The sequence below is a fragment of the Sphingobacterium sp. 18053 genome (assembly GCF_902706145.1).
Taxonomy (GTDB): Bacteria; Bacteroidota; Bacteroidia; order Sphingobacteriales; family Sphingobacteriaceae; genus Sphingobacterium; species Sphingobacterium paramultivorum.
Map to the genome: position 1 here is coordinate 270,070 of NZ_CACSJW010000010.1, position 24,441 is coordinate 294,510.

Annotated in this window: 14 protein-coding genes; all 14 read right to left on the reverse strand. The window is 39.8% G+C overall.

The window, feature by feature from the left end; all coding sequences use genetic code 11:
• Positions 1 to 38: 38 nt before the first annotated feature.
• Positions 39 to 1,667, reverse strand: coding sequence for a DUF6377 domain-containing protein (locus GVK91_RS23200; protein ID WP_159731478.1), 1,629 nt, complete (start codon positions 1,665 to 1,667; stop codon positions 39 to 41).
• Between the two features lie 163 nt (positions 1,668 to 1,830).
• Positions 1,831 to 6,381, reverse strand: coding sequence for an efflux RND transporter permease subunit (locus GVK91_RS23205; RefSeq protein WP_159731480.1), 4,551 nt, complete (start codon positions 6,379 to 6,381; stop codon positions 1,831 to 1,833).
• 13 nt (positions 6,382 to 6,394) lie between these two features.
• Positions 6,395 to 7,501, reverse strand: a complete 1,107-nt coding sequence (locus GVK91_RS23210; protein ID WP_153844836.1) for an efflux RND transporter periplasmic adaptor subunit — start codon at positions 7,499 to 7,501, stop codon at positions 6,395 to 6,397.
• Between the two features lie 184 nt (positions 7,502 to 7,685).
• Positions 7,686 to 8,048, reverse strand: a complete 363-nt coding sequence (locus GVK91_RS23215) for a hypothetical protein (protein ID WP_070561742.1) — start codon at positions 8,046 to 8,048, stop codon at positions 7,686 to 7,688.
• Between the two features lie 225 nt (positions 8,049 to 8,273).
• Positions 8,274 to 10,571 carry a GH92 family glycosyl hydrolase gene (locus GVK91_RS23220; protein WP_153844835.1) on the reverse strand — a complete coding sequence of 766 codons (2,298 nt, stop codon included), beginning with the start codon at positions 10,569 to 10,571 and terminating at the stop codon, positions 8,274 to 8,276.
• A 250-nt stretch (positions 10,572 to 10,821) separates the two neighbouring features.
• On the reverse strand, positions 10,822 to 11,865 hold the full coding sequence (locus tag GVK91_RS23225; RefSeq protein ID WP_159731483.1) for a PKD domain-containing protein: 1,044 nt from the start codon (positions 11,863 to 11,865) through the stop codon (positions 10,822 to 10,824).
• A 42-nt stretch (positions 11,866 to 11,907) separates the two neighbouring features.
• Entirely contained in the window at positions 11,908 to 13,278 is a 1,371-nt protein-coding gene (locus GVK91_RS23230) for a DUF1735 domain-containing protein (RefSeq protein ID WP_153844833.1), read from the reverse strand.
• Between the two features lie 16 nt (positions 13,279 to 13,294).
• The gene (locus GVK91_RS23235; RefSeq protein WP_159731485.1) at positions 13,295 to 15,031 is read right to left on the reverse strand and encodes an alkaline phosphatase family protein; all 1,737 of its coding nucleotides are present in this window, start codon (positions 15,029 to 15,031) and stop codon (positions 13,295 to 13,297) included.
• 16 nt (positions 15,032 to 15,047) lie between these two features.
• Positions 15,048 to 16,664, reverse strand: a complete 1,617-nt coding sequence (locus tag GVK91_RS23240; RefSeq protein WP_159731487.1) for a DUF5008 domain-containing protein — start codon at positions 16,662 to 16,664, stop codon at positions 15,048 to 15,050.
• A 36-nt stretch (positions 16,665 to 16,700) separates the two neighbouring features.
• Positions 16,701 to 17,462, reverse strand: coding sequence for a fasciclin domain-containing protein (locus tag GVK91_RS23245; RefSeq protein ID WP_153844830.1), 762 nt, complete (start codon positions 17,460 to 17,462; stop codon positions 16,701 to 16,703).
• A gap of 11 nt (positions 17,463 to 17,473) precedes the next feature.
• Positions 17,474 to 19,021: a RagB/SusD family nutrient uptake outer membrane protein gene (locus GVK91_RS23250; RefSeq protein WP_159731489.1), complete on the reverse strand. Its 1,548-nt coding sequence runs from the start codon at positions 19,019 to 19,021 to the stop codon at positions 17,474 to 17,476.
• A 12-nt stretch (positions 19,022 to 19,033) separates the two neighbouring features.
• Positions 19,034 to 22,192, reverse strand: a complete 3,159-nt coding sequence (locus GVK91_RS23255; protein WP_153844828.1) for a SusC/RagA family TonB-linked outer membrane protein — start codon at positions 22,190 to 22,192, stop codon at positions 19,034 to 19,036.
• A gap of 11 nt (positions 22,193 to 22,203) precedes the next feature.
• A complete protein-coding gene (locus GVK91_RS23260; protein WP_227550091.1) occupies positions 22,204 to 23,313 on the reverse strand; it encodes a DUF5007 domain-containing protein in 1,110 nt (369 codons plus the stop codon).
• A gap of 21 nt (positions 23,314 to 23,334) precedes the next feature.
• Positions 23,335 to 24,441 carry a fasciclin domain-containing protein gene (locus GVK91_RS23265; RefSeq protein WP_120333017.1) on the reverse strand — a complete coding sequence of 369 codons (1,107 nt, stop codon included), beginning with the start codon at positions 24,439 to 24,441 and terminating at the stop codon, positions 23,335 to 23,337.

Sequence of the window (24,441 nt, forward strand, 5' to 3'; positions counted from 1 at the left end):
TCTTTAACATAGCTAATTTTCGTGTATTATAGCACATTTTATGCCCGGTCGATCACCGCAATCTGACATACAGCCGCCTCGAAAGCATCACGATTTCCCGCGGCTTTATTACGTACTTTTGTTCTGTAATTATAAACCGTCCGAAGCGAGTATCGCAGGAAACTTGCAATCTTCACAGAATCATCGATCCCTAATCGAATCAATGCGAAAATCCGAAGTTCGGTATTTAACAACTCTGTCTTTTTGGGATAGATCTTCTCCTCTTCCTGAAGTAGTGCATTGAATTCATCAACAAAGGTTGGATATAGATTTAAAAAGATACGATCAAAATTAACATAAAGTTGCTGCACTTCCCTTTCTTCCATTTGCGTTGACTTTAACTGTTCCCGCAGCGCATCCCATTGCTGATTCGTCGCTTTTTTCAGTAATGCCTTTCTGATATCTTCCATTTTATCGATATAACTCGAACACATGTCAAAGAATTGGGCGATATATTCTTCTTTAATATGGTTGGATTCCGACAATTTAAGGTTAGTCTGGTTAATTTCGTTATTCAATGAGCGAAGCTGCTGATTTGTGGCAGACAACTCTGATCGTATTCGTCGCAAATGTTGTACCTGTCTATATATAACGATAAGTCCAATAATGACACCGATCAATAAAATACTAACGATAATGACCAGTCCAACCAATTGTCGATTTTGACTACTGATTTTCTGCTGATAGGCGGCATTGATAATGGGATAAGAAGAGGTTCCCTCAATAATGCGATACCGTACTTTACATAACATCGCATCGTCGATTGCTTTTTCAATAAACTGAAAAGCTCTATCAAAATCCTGTTGGTCGTAATATGTTAGCGCCAGATCATGAAAAGATGCGTTATCACGATTTGCCATTTCAATATCTGCACTGGCCGATATTGAAAGGTAGTAAATTTGGCTTTTCGTATCCTTTTCATATTTATAAATGAGCCCCATAAAATAGGCGATCAGCGCGCGCTGCTCAATATCCTTTTTATTCTCATTCCAGAGGATTAACAATTGCTTTTTAGCGTCCTCCCGGTTACCGTTAAACAGCGTTTTTATCGCAATGGTGGTACGATATTCCAAGGAAGACTTCGGTAGTACCGTTAACAAAGAATCACGATATTTTTCACTTGCCTGATAATATTCTGGTCGATTATTGCTCTGACCATAATGACTATAGAACGAGCTGTAGGTATCGTAATACTTGGCGAGAAGATCCCTACCTAGATGAGCGGGATCGACTTGCTTCAACAATTGTGAAGCTTCTATATACCTTCCGATGGTGGAATACACCCAGGCCAAATCGAGATGAATCACTGCCTGTAGGGAGTCATTAAGCGGTGGAGCGAGCTTTTGACACAGTAAAATATAAGTAAGCGCTGCGTCAGAATCAAACTTCTTATAATTTTCAAAGATTTCGTAGTTCTTCTTCAAAAATTGAACGGGATTGCCTTCTAATGCTTTTGCCTCCTGTTTTAATTTCTCCAATTTATCTTCACGGTTCTTGATGTAAATTTTCTGATTTTCCATCAGATATTCCAATCGTTGCAAAACCCGGGTGCTATCGGAAGCCACTTGTGCAGATAGGTAAAGACTAAAATGTGCGAAAAGAATAAAAAGAAAAATGCGCTGCAACATAATAAAATCGGTTCAAGATAGTGTAGACTAAACTACATAAAAATAACAACAAAAAAGAGGACGTCTCACGACGGCCTCTTCCCCTGCCCCAGTTAAGGGTCCAAGAATTAACAAGTTAATTCTTTATCGCATGAAAAATAGTTTTCTTTTTTTATATCGCAACCTATTGCCAACCTCCTCCCAAGGCTTTGTAGAGTAGAATCTGATTTAAAGTATTCTCTTTCTCCAATTCTACTTTTCCTATTTGGGCTTCCAGAGACTCTTTTTGTGCTGTAACGACATCAAGAGAAGTCACCCGCCCCGCAATAAATAGTTCCTGTGCCGCTTCAATAGAGAGGTTTAACGCTTGAACATGTTCATCGACAAAGCTACGTCGTTTGACGATTGCCTCTTGCGTCATGACAACATTGGAAACTTCGTTATAAGCGTTTACAACTGCTTTTTCATAGTCTACAAACGCAATTCCATAATCTGCTTTCGCAATCTCATACTGTGTTTTAAGCTGTCTTTGATTAAATATCGGCAGTGTAATACCTCCAAATAAATTATAAGCAATAGATTTATCCAAATTAAATAACTTGTTAAAGCTAAAGCTCTGTAATCCGAGAAATGGACTTATTGCAACAGAAGGCAAAAAAGCCAAACGTGATGCTTCCTGATTATTCGAAGAAGCAATGACTTTCAAATAAGCGGCCTTAATATCTGGGCGTTGGTTCACGAGATCATCTGGTGTACCAAAACGCATTGCATGATACAAATCTGCATTTTCGGTATATGTACTTCTTACAATAGGCTGATAAAAACGCCCCAACAGGCCGTTGATATGATGTTCCCAAAGTGCTATTTCCTGGCTCAATTGTTCTTTGGCAGCTTTCGAGTTGGCTAATAGTGCTTTAAATTGTTGCACAGAAAGTTCAGTCGCATAACCGGCATCTTTTTTCACCTCAACAACCTCCAGTGCATTTTTATGTAATTCAATATTCCGATTGTAAACTTTTATCTTTTGATCCAAAGCAATTAGTTCATAATAAGCCGTCGCAATATTGGATACCAATTCCGTTTCTAATAGACGCTTGCCTTCCTGCTCAGCTAAAAAGCTAAAATAAGCGGCCTGCTTTTGACTCTTCAACTTTCCCCAAAGATCAATCTCCCAAGACGAACGAAGTCCTATAAAATAATCTGGGATAAATGGTTCGGGCAATTTTTCATCACTTTTCAAGTTCTCCGAAAAATTTGAATCATAATTACCTATTCCTGATTCTGTATAATGCCCATATTTCCGAATTCCTCCTTCTACTGCAGCCTCTACAGTGGGCCCCAATGCCGCCTTCCGTTGTTTAAAATAAGCTTGTGCAGATTCCAACCGCAAAATGGATTGACGAATATCTAAATTGTTCTGCAGCGCAGAATCAATTAGAGAAACCAACTTCGGATCTTTAAAAATTTCCCTCCAAGACCGGCTTCCTACATTTAAACTATCTGGCGAAAGATGGTTGGAAAAGGAAGTAGGTACATTTAATTTCTCCGGTTGAAGCGTTTTTTGGGGAACCGAGCAACTACCAAATAAAATAAGTGCAGCTATGACTAAAGAAGCTTTTTTAACGACCTGTTTCTTGTTATCCTTTTTTGAAAATAAGATCACTAATCCCGGGATGACAATTACTCCGAGTATGGTTCCGATAAGCATTCCTCCCACCGCAGCGGTACCGATACTTCGATTACCCAATGCTCCTGCTCCACTGGCCATCATCAAGGGAATTAGACCTGCAATAAATGCAAAGGAAGTCATTAATATCGGACGCAAACGGGCAACAGCTCCTTCGATTGAAGCGGTCACGATATCCATTCCCTGCTTATATTTCAAATTGGCATATTCCACAATCAGGATCGCATTCTTACCTAGCAAACCAATCAGCATGACCAATGCCACCTGCGCATAAATATTGTTTTCCAATCCAAAGACTTTCAAGAAGATAAATGCACCAAAGATCCCTGCCGGAAGACAGAGCAGAACAGGTAAAGGCAACAGAAAGCTTTCATACTGTGCACATAACAACAGATAAACAAACAGAAGACAGAGTGCAAAAATATACAAGGCTTGATTTCCGGAGATTTTCTGTTCACGAGTCATCCCCGACCATTCGATACTATACCCTTGCGGCAAAGAAGAAGCAATTTTCTCGACTTCTTCGATAGCTTGCCCGGAGCTGAAACCAGCTGAAGACTGTCCAGTAATCATTGCTGAACTGAACATATTGTAACGAGTAATTTGTTCAGGACCATAAATTCTTTCCATCGAAATAAAGGCATTGTATGGTACCATCTCACCCGTCTCATTCTTCACATATAAGCGTAATACATCTTCTGGTCTTTGGCGATATTCGGGACCAGCCTGTACCATGACCTTATACATCTGTCCGTAACGGATGAAATTTGTCGCGTAAAGACTTCCCATTAAGGTCTGCAGTGTATTCATGGCATTCTCCACCGATATTCCTTTTTTTGCAGCCATATCGTAGTCTACCTTCAGCATATATTGCGGGAAGTTTACATCAAAACTGGAACCGATATCCTGAAGGACTTCACTTTTCTCCATATCGTCCATAAACTTCTGCAGTACCTCAGCCGTCTTATTGAGATCTTCGTTACCACTGCGATCCAAAAGCCGCAACTCAAAACCTGAAGAGTTACCGAAGCCTGGCACCGTTGGCGGTGGAAAAAAATCAATCTCTGCATCCGCAAAATCCTTAGTCTTATCACGTAATTCTTTAATGACATCCGCTACGGTCTGATCACGTTCTTTCCAAGGCTTAAGGTTAATCATCCCCATCCCATAGGAAGCACCGGATACTTCTGTAATGATACTATAACCGGACAACGTAGAGACGGTTTCAACAACATCGAGTTTCCGTGATACGGAGTCAATTTTATCCAAAACGCGTTCTGTACGGTCTACGGTTGCTCCCGGTGGGGTTGTTACAGCGACATAGATCATTCCTTGATCCTCGGTTGGAATAAAACCTGAGGGTAAGATGGCACTACTTCCCCAGGTCGCTAGAAAGAATCCTCCAAGTAGAAGGAGAGTCAGTCCACGTCGCGCACTGGTTTTTACCAAAATTCCCTTATAGCCGAAGGCAGTCTTGTCATAAATGGCATTGAATTTTTTAAAGAAACGATCCAACCAGTTATTCGAAGGTTTACGGTCATGGGGCGATTTTAGGAAAAGCGCGCATAAAGCCGGCGTCAATGTCAACGCGTTGATACCTGAAATAACAATGGCAGCCGCGAGCGTCAATGAAAATTGACGATAAAATATCCCCACCGGTCCTGAAAGAAAGGCAACTGGAACAAACACGGCAGACATCACCAACGTAATGGCCACTACAGCGCCACCGACTTCTTTCATTGCCTCCAATGTCGCCTCCATTGGTTGAAGATGTTCTTCTTCCATCTTTGCATATACAGCCTCGACGACGACAATTCCATTGTCCACCACAATACCTATGGCCAGTACCAAGGCAAATAAGGTCAGCAGGTTGATTGAGAAACCTAACATTTGCATAAAAAATAATGCCCCAATCAAACATACTGGTACAGCCAAAATTGGTATAATAGTCGCCCTAAAATCCTGTAAAAAGATAAATACAACGATAAAAACTAAAAGAAACGCCTCCAATAAGGTTTTGATGACAGAAGAAATTGAGGCATCCAAAAACCGCGACACATCATAACCCATGGTATAGGTCATGCCAGTCGGGAATTGAGTTTGTTTCAATTCTGCCATGCGGTCTTTTACACGCTGAATAACCTCTTGTGCATTTGATCCCGGCAATTGCTTTAGCATGATGGATGCGGATGGACGTCCATCAGTTTTGGATACCATTTCATAATCCAATGAACCAAATTCAACATCTGCTACGTCTTTTATACGGATAATAGAACCATTTGAAGTAGCTCGAATAGGTATATTGGCATATTCCTCAATTTCAGTGAATTTACCTGGATAACGCAATACATATTGTTGCATGTTACGCATTTTATCGGAACTGATACCGGTTTGTCCAGGCGCAGCCTCGATATTCTGTTTTCGTAATGCGGCCACCACATCCTCCGTAGAGATATTATAAGCTGCCATACGGTCAGGTTTAACCCATACACGCATCGCATAATCACGCATTCCCATAATCTGAGCGAGACCGACACCTTCAATCCGTTTCAGTTCCTTTAGAATGTTGATATCTGCGAAATTGTAAATGAATCTTTCATCCGCGGTTTCATCATCGGTAAAAACATTCAGATACATCAGCATGGAGTTGACCTCTTTTTCGGTGGTTACCCCTGCTTTGATGACCTCTTCAGGGAGTTCATCCAATACAGTAGTTACCCTATTCTGTACGTTTACAGCTGCAATATCTGGATCTGTACCAACTTCAAAAAAGATTTGAATAACCGTGCTGCCGTTATTGGTAGACACTGAATTCATGTAAGTCATCCCAGCTACACCGTTGATTGCTTTTTCCAAAGGAATAGCGACGGCATTTGTACTCACCTCAGCATTGGCACCTGTATAATTGGCATTGACGACTACCGAAGGTGGTACAATGTCCGGAAATTGTGTGATGGGCAATGTAAATAAGGCCAACAACCCTAAAAGTGTAATAAACACCGAAATAACCAACGACAATATGGGTCGTTTTATAAATGTTTCAAACATAATTTATCCTCCCCTACAGTTTCCTCATTTTTGGATTAATCTTCATTCCACTCCGCAGTCCCTGTACCCCCTCATAGACAATCTTGGCGTTGGGATCTAAACCTCCATCCACGATGTAATAATGCCCCACACGCGGGCCCGCTGTAAAAGGTGTCATTTTTACGGTACTATCTGCCTGTACAGTATAAACGTATGTCTTGTCCTGAATTTCAAATACTGATTTTTGGTGTACAAAGGTATGTTCCCCTGTCTGCATTGGCACCGCAATCTTACCTGTTGCACCATGTTTTAGGATATGCTCGGCATTGGGAAATTGAACTCGAAGGGCAATGGATCCAGTATTGGCTTCAAATTCACTTTCTACCAAATGGGCAATTCCCTCGTGTGGATACAGCTCACCATTGGCCAAAATTAACTTGACCGATTTTTGCGTTTCCTTACCGTCCAACTTATCACGCATAAGTGTCAGATACTCCCTTTCAGAAATGTCAAAATAAACGTTCACTTTGCTTAAATCGGAGATCGTCGTAATTAAGCTACCCTCGGTCAATAAAGAGCCTTCTCTCAATAAGATACGGTCTATACGGCCGTCAAAAGGAGCTTGTATAACAGTATAGTCCAATCTTGTCTGTGCCTGATTAACCAAAGCTCGGGCTTCTTCTATCTTAGAATTGGCCGCTTTTAGTTGAATTTTCAATAAATTATATTCGGAAGAGCTCACAATATTCTTGTCAACCAATTTTTGAGTTCGCTCCATTTCCAGCTTAATCTTTTGTGCTTCGGCAATGGCATTATCATACTGTGCTTTGGCCTTGGCTAATTCCGAACGATATTCCTCATTATTATACCTAAATAGTATTTGGCCTTTCTTTACCCAAGCCCCCTCGTCTACATAAATTTTATCTAAAAACCCATTCAATTTGGAACGAATTTCGACGTTTTTTAAGGCTTGAACATCCGCAATATACTCTTGATAAACAGTCGTATCCATTACCATTAAAGGTACTACAGGGATATTTTTGAGTTCTTCTTTCGGATCAGCGTTAGCGTTGGATGAATGGCATGAAGCCAGCATCCCAACCATACCCACGAAAAGGCACAGTAAAAGTAATTTCTTCATAAACGATAAAAAATGTAAAATGTTAAACCCTCCTACGGTATTTTAAAATCAGTCGTTAGGAGAATGTGTTAGATGGGAGCTACAGCAATTCTATAGTGTAAAGAGCGGCCCAAGGCCTTCCATACCATATATAGAAATAAAATTAAACTGTTGCAGCCTCCGCTAGAAAATTAGAGGAGCGTAACTAGAATGGCCTAAAACGGGACAGGAAGCGATAATACCCTGGTAAGCATAGGGTTTTAGATCGGTAAAAAGGATGTTCATCATCTTTTGCGAAACATAATGCCGTAAAGACGATTCCAAAAACAAAAATAAAAATTGGTAGTACTTGACTATTGAGCGAAAATATACGATAATCATCTTGCAATAGTACTTTTTCTTCTTGGGAAGAATGAATGGGTTCCAAATCCAATACATCATCCAGAAAATACTCCACAATAGTCTCACCTGCATGCAGCACCTGTCCGGTTGCCGAGGAGAAAGACTCATAGGTCAACAGATTAAGGTATGCAAAGAGTGTTAAAAAATGAAATATTTTGCCTAACATATCGAAATTTCGAACTACAAAGGTATGACTTTAAATAGCTAAGATTATTTTATTCGTGTAAAAAAACCATGACAGCCTAAAAAATTAGCTGTCATGGTTTTCAAAAAACAAGTAATGTTCATGGTTTCCGTTATAAACCTTAAAAGATCAATTAAACAGTCGACACAATTACTTCGAACTAAAGTATCATCATTGAATTCATTATTGTCTATCAGAACTCAATCTTTATTTTCCTTTTATTTTTTCGTTACTAAAGGAATATGGAGCATCTTCTTTTTTTGTACCTCTATTTCTATTCGGTGCGTCGCTCATTTTGAAATCAAGTTTGGCACCCTGCAATAAATCTTTATAACGGATATAATTATGACTATAAGGCTTTCCATTCCAAGTTAGTTGATCTACGTAGACCTGATTTGCTCCCTGCTGTTTCGCTTGGATATTCACTTTTTTCCCATTTTCAAGATTTAATGTCACCTTATCGAATTGTGGTGAACCAATCACGTATTCGCCCGAGGCAGGAGAAACAGGATAAAATCCTAGCGAAGAGAAGACATACCAGGCTGAAGTCTGCCCATTATCTTCATCACCACAATAGCCATCTGGTGTAGGCAAATAAAGTTTATCCATTATTTTGCGTACCCAATATTGTGCTTTCCAGGGCTCTGCAGCATAATTATACAGATAGGGCATATGTTGGATAGGCTGATTTCCATGCGCATACTGCCCCATATTCATCACCTGCATTTCACGCATTTCATGGATCATTCCGCGACTTTTCATACCCTCATAACTCGGAATAACAAACACCGTATCCAACATGGAAGCAAAAGATTTATTACCACCCATCAAATTAATTAAACCCTGAGGGTCATGGAACACGCAAAAACTCCAATGCCAAGCATTTCCTTCTGTGTATTCGCGCGACCAGGCACTTGGATCAAAATCTGAGACGAACGATCCGTCTGCTTTTTTTCCACGCATAAGTTTTGTACTTGGGTCAAACAGATTTTTATAGTTCATCGCGCGTGTTGCATAAATAGCTGTTTCAGCTTCCGGTTTGCCCAGTGCTTTGCCAAATTCATAAATACACCAGTCATTGTATGCATATTCCAGTGAACGTGCTACATTTTGGTCTACTTTTACATCAGCAGGTATATAGCCCAATTTATTATAATATTCATAACCGAAGCGTCCCGTCGAAGAGTGTTTCGGATAGGCACTATTGGCCCCATGCTTAAGCGCTTCCCATAACAGGTCTTTATCATAGCCTTTGCGATCAGTAATCAAGGCATCTGCTACAATAGAAGCGGAATTGTTTCCAATCATCGATGCACGATGTCCTGGCGAGGCCCACTCCGGAAGGTAACCACTCTCTTTATACGCATTCACCAAACCTTCCTGCATCCGATCATTCATCGACGGATACAATAAATTCAACAGGGGAAACAAACTTCTAAAGGTGTCCCAAAAGCCTGTATCCGTAAACATTTCGCCAGGCAGGACCTGCCCATTGTAAGGGCTATAGTGTATACGCTTGCCTGTTCCATCAATTTCAGAAAAGTCCCTTGGAAAAAGTGTTGAACGATAGAGGCTGGAATAAAATGTACGTAATCGGTCAATATTAGGATCTTCAACCTGTACACGTCCGAGGATTTCGTTCCACTGTGCTTTACCTTCGTCAACAACCTGTTGAAATGTTTTCGATTTAACCTCCTTCAGGTTAATTTCTGCCTGCTCAAAACTTATAAAGGAAGAAGCAATACGGGCGGTGACCTTCTCCCCTCTTTTCAAGGGAGAGAAACCAACGACTGCTCCAGCGTGATTATCCTGAATTTCCAATTCGTCTTTACTTATCGCTCCGCTTTTAACAGCAGCTTTGTAGGAGAATGGTCTATCGAAAGTAATGACGAAGTAATTCTTGAAATTCTCTGGAACACCACCGCTATTTTTTGTTGAATACCCGATAATCTTATTTTCCTGCGGAATTACTTTAATATAAGACCCCTTATCAAATGCATCAATAATAACATAAGCACTGTCTGTTTTGGGGAAGGTGAACTGAAAGATCGCTGCCCGTTGTGATGGCGACAATTCTGTTGTCACATCGTGATCTGCAAGGTAAACGCTATAATAATAAGGTTTGGCAATTTCAGCTTTATGCGAAAACCAGCTCGCCCGTTTTTCTTGATCAAATTGCGGTGTACCTGTTATTGGCATGATTGAAAACTGACCATAATCATTGTTCCAGGGGCTTGGCTGGTGGGTTTGCTTAAATCCTTTAATTTTATCTGCCGTGTAAGTATATACCCAGCCATCGCCCATATTTCCAGTCTGCGGGGTCCAAAAATTCATACCCCAAGGACGAGCTATTGCAGGATAAGTATTGCCATTAGACAATTCATACTTCGATTCAGTACCAATCAAAGGGTTCACGAAATCAACAGGCGAGGTTTGTTGCGCCATTCCAGCATGCGTCGCGAATAGAAAAAGAATACTACCTGTTAGTTTTTTAATATTAAACATAAATTATGTATTTGGTTGATAGCACTAGCAAAAAAGCTAAAACGTATTAGTAAATATAAGTAAGATAATTAAATATAGAAGATGGCAAGGTATTTTTCACAAGATGGTTACAAAAAAAGAGTAGATCGTATCCTACCCAACATAAAAATAACCGTAGAATATTCCTCTTTCAAGCGAATATCTTACGGCTACTTTTTGAGCCAATCACCCTCTTTTCGCTAACTAGCGTGCTGATGTCGTTCTTTAGTGTCTACTGAGGTAGTTCCAAAAGCCTAAATTCGCTCATTTGGAAATTTGATCCAGAGGAGACTGATTTCACAACATACCGATAATGGGTGTAAGGTTTTGAATTCGTAAAGGTGAAATTGACCGATTTATTTCTATCAGCCGGAGTATTTCCAAAACTATACCCCGTGACAGTGCCCAATGTTACCCAAGTATCTCCATTTTCAGAGGCCTGTATTTCCCAATCTTTGGGATCTCGTTCTGGAGAGTCGTTTCCTGTTGTTATGGTATAACCATTAATGGTTTGTGGTTGATAGAATACAAATTGCCAATACATTCCAGGTTGATATCCACCAATAAATAGTTTCGTCTTGTTATCACCATCTATTAACTTCTTCGATCCTTCACCTGCGTCAGGGCCGCTCGAGTTGTCTTGAGAGATTCGAAAGGTATTATCAATATTTGTCCAGTCTTTTATAATGCCTAGATCGGTAAGCATCTTGATAACGACGATTTGAGATCCTTTAGGAGTTTTTACATTTAGCTGGTAGGTTTCGAATTTCCCCACCTCAATCGAAATATCGGCTTTCTCCTTATCAGAAACTTGCTCATATTTATCTTTATCAGTCATCTTTGACCAAATGACTCCTTTAACTGCAATATCACTAGCATAACTTAGGATCAACTTTCCTGTTCCGTTCTTTGTCGCATTGAATCGAATTAGCTTCTCCGCATCAATTTTAATGACCTCCTCCCGTTGAGCCCAATCGCCATTTTCATTGAGCACTTTAAGTCTTACAGTGAAATCACCCGTCCCTAAAAAAGTATGTTGCGGCGAAGTTTTCGAAGAGGTGCTATCATCACCAAAGCTCCAACGTGTTTCAGTATAGTCTTTTGACTGATTTGTAAATTCAAAAGTAAATGGGTCATCCTTCGCAACCTGCTTAATAGAAAAAGCAGAAACCGGATTGGGAAGCTGAGGTTTGTCAACAACCACTTCCTTTTCTTTACTGCAACCTAATAAGGTAAACAGTAAAAGTATATAAAAGTTATATCTTACTAATTTCATCTTCATAAATTCATCGTTGTAATACCATAAGTTACCGCCCGTCTATAAAAATTCAATCATCCTCCATTCAGAACATTGGAATAAACTACTTCCAACGTTTTCTGTAATATTTAGACGATAAAATTTATAATTACCTGGTTTTTGCACATTAAATCGTCTTGTTTGAATTCTATTTGGGAAACTTTCATTTACTCTTGTATCAATAGTGACCCAATTTATACCATCTAAAGACGCCTCAAGAAACCAGCTTTTTGGATCACGTTCTATAGCATCATTTCCAGATGTAAGTGTATATGCTCCAATCTTCAGGGTTCTGGTAAATGTAAGCGTGCACTGCAGATCACCTGTAAATGCGCTCTGCAAGAATTTTGTACTCGTCAGATCATCCACCAGCTTGAGACTCCCCTCACCTGCATTTGCACCACCATTATTATCGCGATTTACCGTTAGAGTTGCTTCCCCCGTTACATCGAATTCGACAACCTTTGCACAATCAATCAAAATCGTAGTATAATTTTTCTGAGGATTGATCACATGCAGCGTCGGGTCCTTCAAGTAGACCGTTACAGCGAGAAACTTATCTTTATTTTTGGTAATAACATCCCAAGGAATTGATATATTGAACGCCGCTGCGGATTTATTACCCAAAACCTGCACGCGTGAAGGAATGGAATATTCATTCTCCTTTAAACCGATCGTGTTCACAGGCACCTTTTTCTTCGTTATCCAATTTGAAATTGAATCAGTTGTTCCTCGCACTTCAACATAAAAAAATTTACTAGGAAAGGACGCTAACGAAACACCGATCGGTATTTCAATTCCAGAAGGTGTTGTATTGTAATTATTATGATCACTTGCCAGGATAATATTGCCAGGTGAATTTGTTATCGAAAGATAATGGATATCTTGCACAGTCAGCAGATCCTTTGAGTCCATCGTTATAATTATGCTATTTGGATTTCCCAACTGATTACCTTTTCCTGGATTAGACAACTTATACGACAGTGCGAACTTCTTACCGTAAACACGTTCGATTTCTGTTCGCGAAATCGTTAACAAAAAAGAGGTGGTATCTGCACCATATTGAAACTTCACTACATTGGGAAAAGAAAATGCTGAATTCGGAAGTGTAACCACCTCTTTTAGTGTTCCCGATTCGATTAATTTGGTAACTGTATCGGTATTCAATTGAAGCTCAACATCAAAAGTTTGGGATGCTGGACTACTCAATTTCACTTTCATCGGAACCTGTACATAATCATTTGTTTTGATCAGATCTTTTCCCTCACCTTCTGCGATAACTTGAACAGGAGCCCCTCCTTGTAAATTAAACACTTCTAGATTATCTTTTGAACAAGCCAAAAATTGACTACAGCCCAAAATTATCGTTATATAATAAAATAGTCTTTTCATATTAGCTTTTTTAAGATTATTTGTCTACCCAAACTCGTCCATCTAGTTGCCAATTCTCCTGTCTAGCAATCTGCAACCAGCTAAATATCTGGGCAGTTATATCGGTATTTTTCGGCACTAACGTACTTATTGTTTCAACAGAAGGAGCGCAAAGGAAATCATTCAGTTTAGAAATTTCATAGGCGGAATCCCCAATCTTCAATGTATTGCCATAGGGGCCATCATCATAAAGTACGCCATCAGTAACAGTTCCCACAATAGGCCAATTGGCCGCAAGATTTGGGTAATAGGGATGTTCTTCACTTACTCCTACTTGGCAATTATATTGCGTAATAACTGCCAGGGGCAATGCTACTTTCCAAAATCGAACATCAGCCAAGTAGTAATCGCCTTCGTTCCAATTGCTTCCCCCATTTAACAGTCCCAACCTAAATTTTGCTGGACTACTAATTGAACCCCATGAACTAATGTCCATCTCATTGCCGGGGAGACCATTTGTATAGGTTTTAACTATGCGTTTACCGTCACTTGTCAATGCTCCGACTATTGTTACATTATTCCATGTTGCGTTGTTCAATTTCGGGCCATTTACCTCACCACTTCCATTCGGACCGCGACCATTGAACATCCAATAATCGTCTTTGAAAGCCATGATCCATCCATTTGTCGGCGCGCCTGATTCCCATTTCTCTCGTTTACCAATAAAAGATGGATAATTGGGAAATTTATAGGTATTATTTGGTCCTTTATTCTTCTTAACTTTTAATTCAATGGTAAATTCCTCATTATCGCCGAGATCAAAAACAGGATTATCCCCTTCGGTCAACTCTGCGTAAATACCGCCTTTAAACCTTAAAAAATCTCCCGAAAAGCGACTGCCCAAATAAGGTTTATTGATATACCTTGAATTATATTTCGGCGAGTAGAAAATAGTAAAGGTATTAACATTTGGGTTGCTAAAGATTGTATTGTCATTCTGCGTCGGAGGAATTTCAAACGGCCCCCCTTTACTTGAAGTGATGATTACCAACCAATTCTCTTTTTTAAAAGCGGGACGTTGCTCCAACGCCTTAATAACTTCCCCTACCTGCTTATCGAAATTTTCTATGGCAGCTTTATAAACAGCACTGCTATTGTCATAAGCGCTAGCCTTTCCTGCTTTATCAATCGCTGTAAAATGTGCAGTTAGCATTGTTAACTCTGGTTGCTTTAAACCCTCCTTAATACCATTGACAACCTCTTCGTCTGTACTCTCCAATTTAGCTACCGCAACAGGAGTTAGATGATCAACAAATAGTTTAGAACTGCTATACACCTTAAATTCAGGGTTTTTCATATTTGAAGCGACCCTTGTATAGACTGTCGGAAAGGTCTGAAAATTATTGTTCTTAAAATTATCACCAATGACCAAATGTTTATTTTGGCTTACCCCGGTGATAATACTGGATAAATCAGCGCCAGTAGCAGTTGCATCGTCATGTTCCTCGCTTAACGAAACCCATGAATAAATCGAATGGTTGAGCAAACCATTCATCGTTGGAATATTTGCCGTTCGAACCGATTCTCCTCTTGCTCCATCCACAATGAGCATGAGCACTTTAGGCTTACCATACACCAGGTCCACGGTATCTTGTTTACCCTCATTATCCGGTAGCAAGCGACCGAATTCATCTTTACAGGACATGAACATCGATAACATGACCAAAGACATTAGCCAGCGGCTTATATTTCGAAAATTAGCTTGAGATCTCATCAGTTTAAAATTTAAGTTACTGTTCCAATTTAATTCGAATCAGATTATGTACTTCTTCATTATTAAATCGTCCAAAAAAGCCCATCAAAAGTAATGCGCGTTTGCCATCTTCTGTTTTTGTCTCGACAACTTTATTGATATAGCCAGAGAAATAACCAGAAGTGTTATAATCTCCATTCAATTCTCCATTGGAATTCAGGATCATAAAGCCATTTCGGGCAATATTACTATAGCGCGCAAAATCTCCCGAAACGACAACTAAACCATCATTTAATTGCATCGCATAGAAGGGACTTCCACCTTCAAAAGTTTTGGCCTGGAAACTTTGGTCTACTGTTCCATTTGCATTCAACATAATAACTTTTATTGCAGCTACACCGTTGTATTTACTAAAATCTCCAACAACCATATATTTATTCGTGACATTATTGTAAGTAACCGAAGACACATTGTAGTCCGCTCCAACTCCACCAGGGTTAAATGTAGCATCTAATGTTCCATCAGCATTTAACCGTGTTATATATCCTGCGGATTGTCCATCAAATCTATTGAAAGAACCATAAGCTAAAATTTTCCCCTTTAAAGCCCCACTATTATGATAGACAGTTGCTACAGATCCATTTCCACCAGCCATTGCTTTGCCATCTGCCCCAAACCTAAAAGACTTATCCAGTGAACCATCCAGATTCAATCGGGCGATATGCCTGATTTCTGTACTATCCAAAATAATGGTATCTCTTGTCTCAAGCCGATTTGGCTTATCATAGGTGCGGTGAATGTAATATCTAAAATTTCCTGTCGCTAAGATTTTTCCTTCAGACTCATAAATATTTCCGATATTTCCATCAAACCCACCATTAAATGTCGGATAATACTTTAGTGTATCTATTTGCCCAGGACGTCGGAATGGTTTAATGCCCATTGTATCGATAGCTCCTGTTGTATAAATTCGTGTCAGATTGCTGATATCTGAATTACGCTGCCCATACCCCGAAAAAGAACCTGCCAAAAAATAGTAATTTCCTAATTTTAAAATGCTATTTAGCGAATTATTGGCGCCGGTACCTATACGAAAGCTTGCATCATACGTTCCATCTGCAAAAGTTCTGACGAGACGATTAATTGGCCGGATCGATCCTTTATTATTATAATTTGTAAAGGCCCCTGTAAAGATCATTTTGCCATCTTCCAAAAAAAGAACATCAGAAACGGTATTATTTGTTCCTACCCCCACTTGAAAAGTTGGATCTATAGATACATTTCCTAAAACCGTAAATTGTGGTCCAAAAAATACAATATCATCAATTGCAACAGAAAGCACTCCCGTACTAGCAAAAGGCGGAACCTTAAGCTTTACATAATCTGCTGTTAACTCGACAATCTGTGCTTTCTCGCCGTTAAATCGGATGATAGCTTTATCTTTATATTTATCTAAACCTTTAATCCGCATGATTGTCTCAACTCCGGTTTTACCCGATTCTGGTTGCATTTTATCGGTTGGATTGATTTCTATATCCAAAGGCGGTAGCCCTTCCTCATATGGAGCTGAAAACATCTTATTATTCTTATTGCATCCCAAAAAAAGAGCAATAACAAACAACAAGGCTGTAAATTTCCAAATCGTATTGTACATAACTTTCATAATTTAAACTACAACTGGTTATTGTTATTAACGCTTACTTTCTAATATATCCCATAGAATATCGCTCTGATTGAATCCGAACTGAGCTTTGGTATAATCGATTACATGGACAACGCCATTATCAGGTTGAATATCTGATGAAGCGACCGGGCATGACCGCCATTCATTTGGCCTACTGATATCTGGAATATAGGAGATATACAATTGTCGGTACCCCATATATTTCAATCGGGTGATATTGTTTTTATCAGAATCATTTATTGCATCGTTATAGACAACTCCTATATTGGAAACTGTATTTGCAAATGAGGTGTAATTTTGTCCTTTATAGACATTTAGTAAATCAAAATCGATCTGTGGATAGTCCATTAATTTTCGTTTTCCATTAAACATATAACGCCGTAAATACTTACGCCAAATCGCACTATCTACATCTGCCAATGTTTTGATGGTATCTCGCCCTAAATTGTAAAGCAACCAATTAACACTTGACTGATCGATAATGGAATTTGATTTCGCTCGACCAATCAACCTCTTTATATTTTCATCCCTCGGAGCAAAAAAAGTAAATTCCTTGGTCTTAAAATCTTCTTCCAAACCTGCCAACCTAATTATTTTGGCAATCGAATCAAATTCCCTTGGTTTTGAATCCAGGTAATCTATAATGGAGCCATCAAATTTTGCCTGCGCCAATCCGCCATCTTTATAATATGCATCCTTTTTGCATGATCCCAGGCCAAACAGTAACATCGTAATGAAGGCATATCCTATAATCTTAGCTTGTCTCATAATAAACTGATTTAATTTCCTCCTGTCCAATAATCGTTCAACACGATTTTTGAATTAAAATTTTTAGCTGAAGCATCCAAAGGCCAAGTCCACGCACGACGGTTATACTGATCAATTGTCATGGGATTCATGGTCCATTGTGGATTTAGTATTCTTCGGGTCCGGATCAGATCAAAGTATCTTGCCCCTTCGCCAATCAATTCACGACAACGCTCTTCGAAAATAAAATTCTTAAGATCTGTACCACCACCAGCATAGCGAGGGGCTTCAGCCCGATCCCGAACAATATTAAGTACTGTGATTGCCTCAGCCTCACGTGCAGCACCTAAATTAGCTAGCGCCTCCGCTTCTAATAACAGCGCATCCGCATAACGAAATATCATAAATGTATTATCCGGATTAGAGTCTTCATTTCCCGACGCAAAGACATTGGCTGCAAATTTCTTCAAAACAAATAATCCATCATTCGCATACATATCCTCATACCAAAGCTCTTTTCGCTTATCTGCAGGACCATTTAGCGGATAAATCCTGTACATGAAAATGGAGGAATAATAAGCAATGCTGAATTGCTGGTTATAACGAGGAAACTTATATGGCCAACGTAAAAAATGATCCCACAAAGGCGCATATGCATTGTTCTGATCATCGTAATTGATCGTTCGGTAGAATTCGAACAGCGATTCCTCCGTACGTCCTTTTGAGACTTTAGCCCACTCCTCGGGGGTTAGTTTGTACAGACGGTGAACGCCACTAGCACGCAACTCCTTACCTAAGCTAGCCACACTTTCATAATACTTCGTTGCATTTGGCGAATCAAAATTCGCATTCCACATCTTCATGTGCATCAACAAAGCGATAATGCTTCCCCGGCTTGCTCGGGCCCCACGCTGTGATGACTCCCCAAAAGTCCATGGCATAATATCTTTAACAGATTCTAAGTCGGCAATGCTTTTGCTAATTACAGAAACCATATCCTCACGTGGAAGTTGCTTTGCGAAGTATGCATCGGTATAATAAACCACGTCGCCATATAGACGAACCATCCAGAAGTAACTTAGACAACGCATAAAAGTGGCTTCAGCTTTATAACGATCTTTATCCGAAGCAGATAAACCTGGAATTCCCTCTTCCAATTTGGAGATTAAAATATTACAGCTCTGAATTACCTTATAATAAGTATCCCAGATAGAAACCTTATACATGGCATAACCTTGGGAACGACCGCCACTCATTGTATTGTTATACACAGCATTCATGTCATTCGTCCCTAGGTCGCGAAGTATCATTCGATCAGTTCCAGCTGTAGGGGCGGGAAAAATTTCTCCCGACCTCGCCTCACCAATGGCACCGATTACCCATGACTCGTTCAGTTTTTCAAAAAACTGACTGTAGATACGTGCTATATTTGCTTCTACATCCTCCTTTGACTGATAGAAATTGTTACCCGTAAGCCTATCGATCGGCTCCACCGTCAGAAATTTCTTACAGCCCATCATTACGGTTGTACATAGAAATATGACAAACGCTATTCTTCCTATATTTCTTTTTATTTTCATAGTACAGCTCGATTAGAAATCAATATTAACACCAACATTATATTGCCTAGGAACAGGGTATCCACCAGAAGCATCCCTACCCATCGTGCTTACATTTTCGGGATTAGGTCCACTGTACTTGGAGAATGTGTTTATATTTTCAGCCGAAACATATACCCGTAGACGCTCAAGTCCATATCTTCTGATAGCATTTTTTGTAAACATGTAAGACAGTGTCACACTATTTAACTTAAAGTAGGACCCATCTTCAGCCCAGAGATCTTGATCCATCCGAAACGGATTAACACTTGAGTATCTTCTGAAATCGTAAGCATAAGGATACTTTGCATTATCGCCGGGTTTCATCCACATATTAACATCATCTAACGGAACCACCGCTCTATCACCATAGGGATCGCTCATCAATTGCAGTCGCTCGGCAAGTGCATTATTCAAGATGGTGCGTTTTGCCGTATAGGACGCATATAAGTTCAAACCAAATGATCCGAGAGTTTCATGATTGTAATTAAAATTCAATTGCATACCGCCGGTAATCAATGGTTGAGAATTCCCGGTACGGGCATAGTCATTTTCATCTAAAACATAGTTGCCATCTAAATCTGCAAAAATGGGATCACCCGCCTGAAATTCTGTACCATTGGCCATCCGATAACGTCGTCCAGTCGCCGGATCAACCGGTACATCCGCATCTGTGCTGTATACACCTCTATTTAATAACATGTAGTTGGACATCGTTGAGGTTCCCACTCTAAAAACAACGTGTTGCTTATATTTATCAATATTTTCCCAACGGACAAATTGCCCACCATAATGCTCAGGTAGTTTTAACAAAACATCCCGGTTATAGGCTCCGTTTACCCCTATGGACATGGTAAAACGACCTTCGGTCAAAGGCCTTAACATAACAGATAACTCATGTCCATAATTGGCAATGGCAGCTGAGTTGCTATTTACCTTTTCAAAGCCGAGCGACGAAGAAAGTAGTTCTTCAAATAGAATATTGTTTACTTTCTTATAATACGTGTCATAAGTCAATTCAAATCTATTTTGAAAGAAAGCGAGGTCCAAACCTAAGTTATACTGGCTTGTTGTTGTCGGTTTTAGATCAGGATTTGGAATTTGTTCATAATTGATTCCGATGCCTATCTTATCATTATAGCTTCCTGCAATATCGTATTTTCCGTAAACGCGCTCCAAGGTACTATTCGGCATAACATTCACCCCCCAACTGGTTCGAATGGAGAGCAAATTAATCCAGTCCACATCTCTCAAGAAATTCTCATGATAGGCATTCCATCGAAGACCAACAGCAGGATTTTTGGTATACAGGTTTCCAAATCCATTCTGTGACGACCCATCCATTCTGTAAGAGAGGTCTACCACATACTTCTTCATGTAATCGTAAGTTCCAGCGATTGCAAAAGATAATCCTCTTTCTTTTCCGAATCCACGGCGCAATAATCCTCCTCCTTTGGAAAAATAGCCATCAAATCCAAGAGGTCCTTCAAATTGATCATTTGGTGTACGGGCTTGTAAAGTTGCATTTGCTTGTTTTTCCAAGGTCCGAATCTCATTGAATAGATTGAAAAATACGGTATGCTTTTCATTAAACGTGTGACTATAATTGATAGAGTTCCTATTATACAATGAATTGTATCGACCATAATAAGCATAAACTTGTGCAAATTGACCATTTGCTGCCGCTGGTGTAAACGTGTTTTCATTATCGGAAGTAGACTCATAACTCATTGTTGTTGTTGCCCGCAAACCTGGAATAATTTCATAGGATGCTTCAATGAAAGGCTTGATCGATTTAGACGAATTATCATTTCGGGTCTTCAATGCTGAATTATATCCTGAGGATGCCAGATAAAAAGACGGACCAGGCAACAACGTTGATGCCATCCCGTTTGTTGCCACACCAGATTGTAAAATACCTAACCCGTTCCCCTTACTTTTTGAGCCAAGTGAAGCACTTATCTGCGCTGTAAATTTAAATTTCTCGTTGGGATAATATTCAAATCGCATATTGGTCATATAGCGATCAAAACCCGTATTTTTGATGATACCATTTTCATTATAATAATTCAGGTTCGCCTTATAGTTTAACTTCTGGTTCCCCCCATCAATTGCGACATTATGCGTTTGGTTGTAGGTTGTCGCATAAAATAAGTCCTGCCAATTGGTTGAATTATTGTAATAAGCGTTCAAACTATCCGATAACATGGGGGTTTGTGAAATTCGGTCCAGGTCATCCTGCGACAGCGCATTTCCGTAGATCTGCAATAGCTTTAAACGGCGTTCTAGATTTCCTCCCAAAGTTGGACGTAACTGGGGTGGCGTTTTCAGGAAGAAATTGCCCGTATACCTGACTCTGGGAACCTCAGAATTACCACGTTTCGTATTGATAATGATCACACCATAGGCAGCCAACGATCCATATAGCGATGTAGCCTGCGCATCTTTAAGCACCTCTATACTTTCTATATCCTCAGGGGGAATTAATGACAATGGACTGATTCCTGGCCCCTGCTGGCTTAATCCAAGTTCATTGGCTCTATCCGCATCCATTGGCACGCCATCGATAACATACAACGGTGAGGTGGGGGTCAGAAATGACTGATCACCGCTACCTGTCACACTGATTGTCGAAAGTCCACGGATCTGTGTGGATCCTCTAAATCCCGGTGCTCCAGTATTTACCTGTATATTTAACCCTGCGACCTTGCCTTGAAGCAAATTTTCCACATTCGCCGATGGAATATCTTGAATTTCTTTTCCACTGATCTTAGTCGAGGACCCTGTAGTTGTCTCTCTTGGACGCTTCACATACCCCCTAACAACAACTTCATCCATTTGATTATCGATCTCCTTCAATTGAACGACTACATTTCTGTCGGCCTTCACAGTCATCGTGGTTCCATCATAACCAATTAATCTAAAGGCAACGGAAGTTCCGGTTGCCGTTGTTAAGCTAAATGCCCCCGAGGAATTTGTCGAGGTCGCTTCCTTTCCAGATTTGCCAAAACGTACTGTAACACCCGCCAGCGGCCTCCCTTTATTATCTGTTACCTTACCAGACATAATGACTGTCTGTGCAAAAACCTTTGTAGAAAGAAACACACACAATATCAACAGCATGCAGCTGTTATAAAATATCTTAAATTGCATAACTTTTTCAATTATTCATTATCAAATCGTGGATTCTCCCTTTGAAAATGGAAAACAATCTCCCAATCTCCTTTGGTAAAAATTTTAAAGTTCAACCCAAAATTGGCCGTAATTAAACCGCCGCCAAATCCCTTTCTGGAATAGGAAAAATCGACCTTTGCACTGTTCCCATTGCTATACTTTGTTGGGAAACTTGTTAAGGGAATTGGATAAGCTACATCATATTGCACATAAGTAGAGGTTTTTTTCATGTTAAAACCATGCACCAGTTCATTCCACTTTGTTTCATTAAAACTATCCGGATTTATCGGTTCTCCATTTTTATTCAAAAAGACAAAGCGCAAATTATGTCCATTCCCTCCAGTAAATCTGCGGATATAGACAACCAGATCTTTAAACTGATCATCCGTGCGTAATAACTGATTGGAAGATTCCCCATACACCCCATTCATATAGGAAGGCCAGATATAGCTTTTCTTGTTTGGATTTTTAGGGTCATTTGGATCAGGAGCAGTTTCGCCATTATATGGATTTTTATCCGAATAAGGTTCATAGTCCTGAACACGCCATGGCAGGATCATAAAATCCTTGATCACTGTAGACCCACCCGAATTGGAGACCTTTAGATCAAAATATCGTATATTCTGCACCAGATCTATACTGTCTTTTGAGCGCGGCTCGATCAACTCGTTTGTCGAAGAATTCCACAAAATAAAGCTACCTGTAGAATCTACCTCAAAAAGAGGGCGATACACCAACTGGCGCTTGGCCTCAATTTCTTCCAAGTTCTTTTCAGTACCATCGTAACGGTATATCCACCGATAGACAGGTTTTACTTCGAAAAGGTCCTTGTAAGGACGCCCATCACCATAACGGGGATTAACAATTTCAAATCGTAGCGGTGTGGTCGAATGATCGGTATTAATATTCCCCATCAGCGAGGTTCTTCCCAAGATGGGATAAAAAGATTTTCCGTCGTAAGTCAAGTTGACACTTAAAAATTCCTTTTCATCAGGTAAATTGTAAAGCTTTTTACATCCATTTAAGCCGACGCACATCAAGATGAGCAGTCCCAAGTTGCATGTCTTATTTATTGTGTTAAATTTTCTAGCAATTTTCATGTCCATACATTCTTAAATTGGTTATTGATTACGATTCATTGTCCAATCTGCCAACTGGAAATCGTTACCACCGTACATGCGTGCAATATTCAAACGATAAGCTTTGTACGTCTTCGTATTTGTAAAAAAGAATACGCGCAATTGAAACCTCTCGTCAAACTCCTCCCCTTGTCGAGAGTCCAATAAGATCCATTTCCCACTTTCTCCATCAAGCCCCTGCAAAGTCCAGTCTGTTGGATCTCGGTCTTGAATATCATTAGCTGAGCGGAGTGTGTAACTGTTGGCAAGTACTTCGACAGGAAAATCCCACTGCAGATAGAACTGCCCAGGACTTGATAAAAAGAACTTTGTTTCTGGATTACCATCGAATACATATTTTGATGCTTCTACTGCATTGGGCCCACCTGAAGTTTCTTTCGATGCAGAGCCCTGTCCTTTGAATTTTATGAAAAGATTTTCTGGCGGTGGGATGTAAATGATCTGACTAACAAACTTGTTAAATCCAAATACATGGTCTGGGTTCAACACATGAACAACGGCATTATCTGTTTGGATATTTAACGAACTGGTTTCAGTCGTTACCCAGTTACGATTGAAAACAGATCTTCTTGTATCGGACAGGTCAACAATCGTAGGGCCGCCATTCATATAGCCAGATGAAGATTGTTTGTTCAGCCCAATATGCATTGGATAGCCATAGCGAATTCCCAATACATCCTTTCCATCCTGACTATTAAGGGAATCGCTCGCAATTTTTCCTTGGATAATATATTGGCATAACAAAGAATCCAGTATTTCATACTTGACCGAGTTCAGGTATTGTGCAGGCTTGTCAGACACACTCAATGTATTATTCAGGTTTTGAATAGCCAATTGAAAATTGGCATTAGTTAGCGCAAACAGTGTTACTGTACTATCTTCCAATTTCTTTTGGAGACCGATTCTATCGATGACCTTAACCAAAGAGTCATACACACCAGGTTTACTTTTAAGGTAGCTATATAAATTGCCTTTAAACACCGGCTCCTGGGATATGGGCGAATAATAGCCTTTATCCTTGGCACAAGCATACAGCAGGGCTGTCATTAAGAGTGCATATACACCACGTACAAATAGGTTATTTCTCAT

What these genes read in the sequence shown, in the direction of transcription:
- GVK91_RS23200 (WP_159731478.1), bottom strand. Translation starts at nt 1,667, where the DNA reads ATGTTGCAGCGCATTTTTCTTTTTATTCTTTTCGCACATTTTAGTCTT.
- GVK91_RS23205 (WP_159731480.1), bottom strand. Translation starts at nt 6,381, where the DNA reads ATGTTTGAAACATTTATAAAACGACCCATATTGTCGTTGGTTATTTCG.
- GVK91_RS23210 (WP_153844836.1), bottom strand. Translation starts at nt 7,501, where the DNA reads ATGAAGAAATTACTTTTACTGTGCCTTTTCGTGGGTATGGTTGGGATG.
- GVK91_RS23215 (WP_070561742.1), bottom strand. Translation starts at nt 8,048, where the DNA reads ATGTTAGGCAAAATATTTCATTTTTTAACACTCTTTGCATACCTTAAT.
- GVK91_RS23220 (WP_153844835.1), bottom strand. Translation starts at nt 10,571, where the DNA reads ATGTTTAATATTAAAAAACTAACAGGTAGTATTCTTTTTCTATTCGCG.
- GVK91_RS23225 (WP_159731483.1), bottom strand. Translation starts at nt 11,865, where the DNA reads ATGAAATTAGTAAGATATAACTTTTATATACTTTTACTGTTTACCTTA.
- GVK91_RS23230 (WP_153844833.1), bottom strand. Translation starts at nt 13,278, where the DNA reads ATGAAAAGACTATTTTATTATATAACGATAATTTTGGGCTGTAGTCAA.
- GVK91_RS23235 (WP_159731485.1), bottom strand. Translation starts at nt 15,031, where the DNA reads ATGAGATCTCAAGCTAATTTTCGAAATATAAGCCGCTGGCTAATGTCT.
- GVK91_RS23240 (WP_159731487.1), bottom strand. Translation starts at nt 16,664, where the DNA reads ATGTACAATACGATTTGGAAATTTACAGCCTTGTTGTTTGTTATTGCT.
- GVK91_RS23245 (WP_153844830.1), bottom strand. Translation starts at nt 17,462, where the DNA reads ATGAGACAAGCTAAGATTATAGGATATGCCTTCATTACGATGTTACTG.
- GVK91_RS23250 (WP_159731489.1), bottom strand. Translation starts at nt 19,021, where the DNA reads ATGAAAATAAAAAGAAATATAGGAAGAATAGCGTTTGTCATATTTCTA.
- GVK91_RS23255 (WP_153844828.1), bottom strand. Translation starts at nt 22,192, where the DNA reads ATGCAATTTAAGATATTTTATAACAGCTGCATGCTGTTGATATTGTGT.
- GVK91_RS23260 (WP_227550091.1), bottom strand. Translation starts at nt 23,313, where the DNA reads ATGAAAATTGCTAGAAAATTTAACACAATAAATAAGACATGCAACTTG.
- GVK91_RS23265 (WP_120333017.1), bottom strand. Translation starts at nt 24,441, where the DNA reads ATGAGAAATAACCTATTTGTACGTGGTGTATATGCACTCTTAATGACA.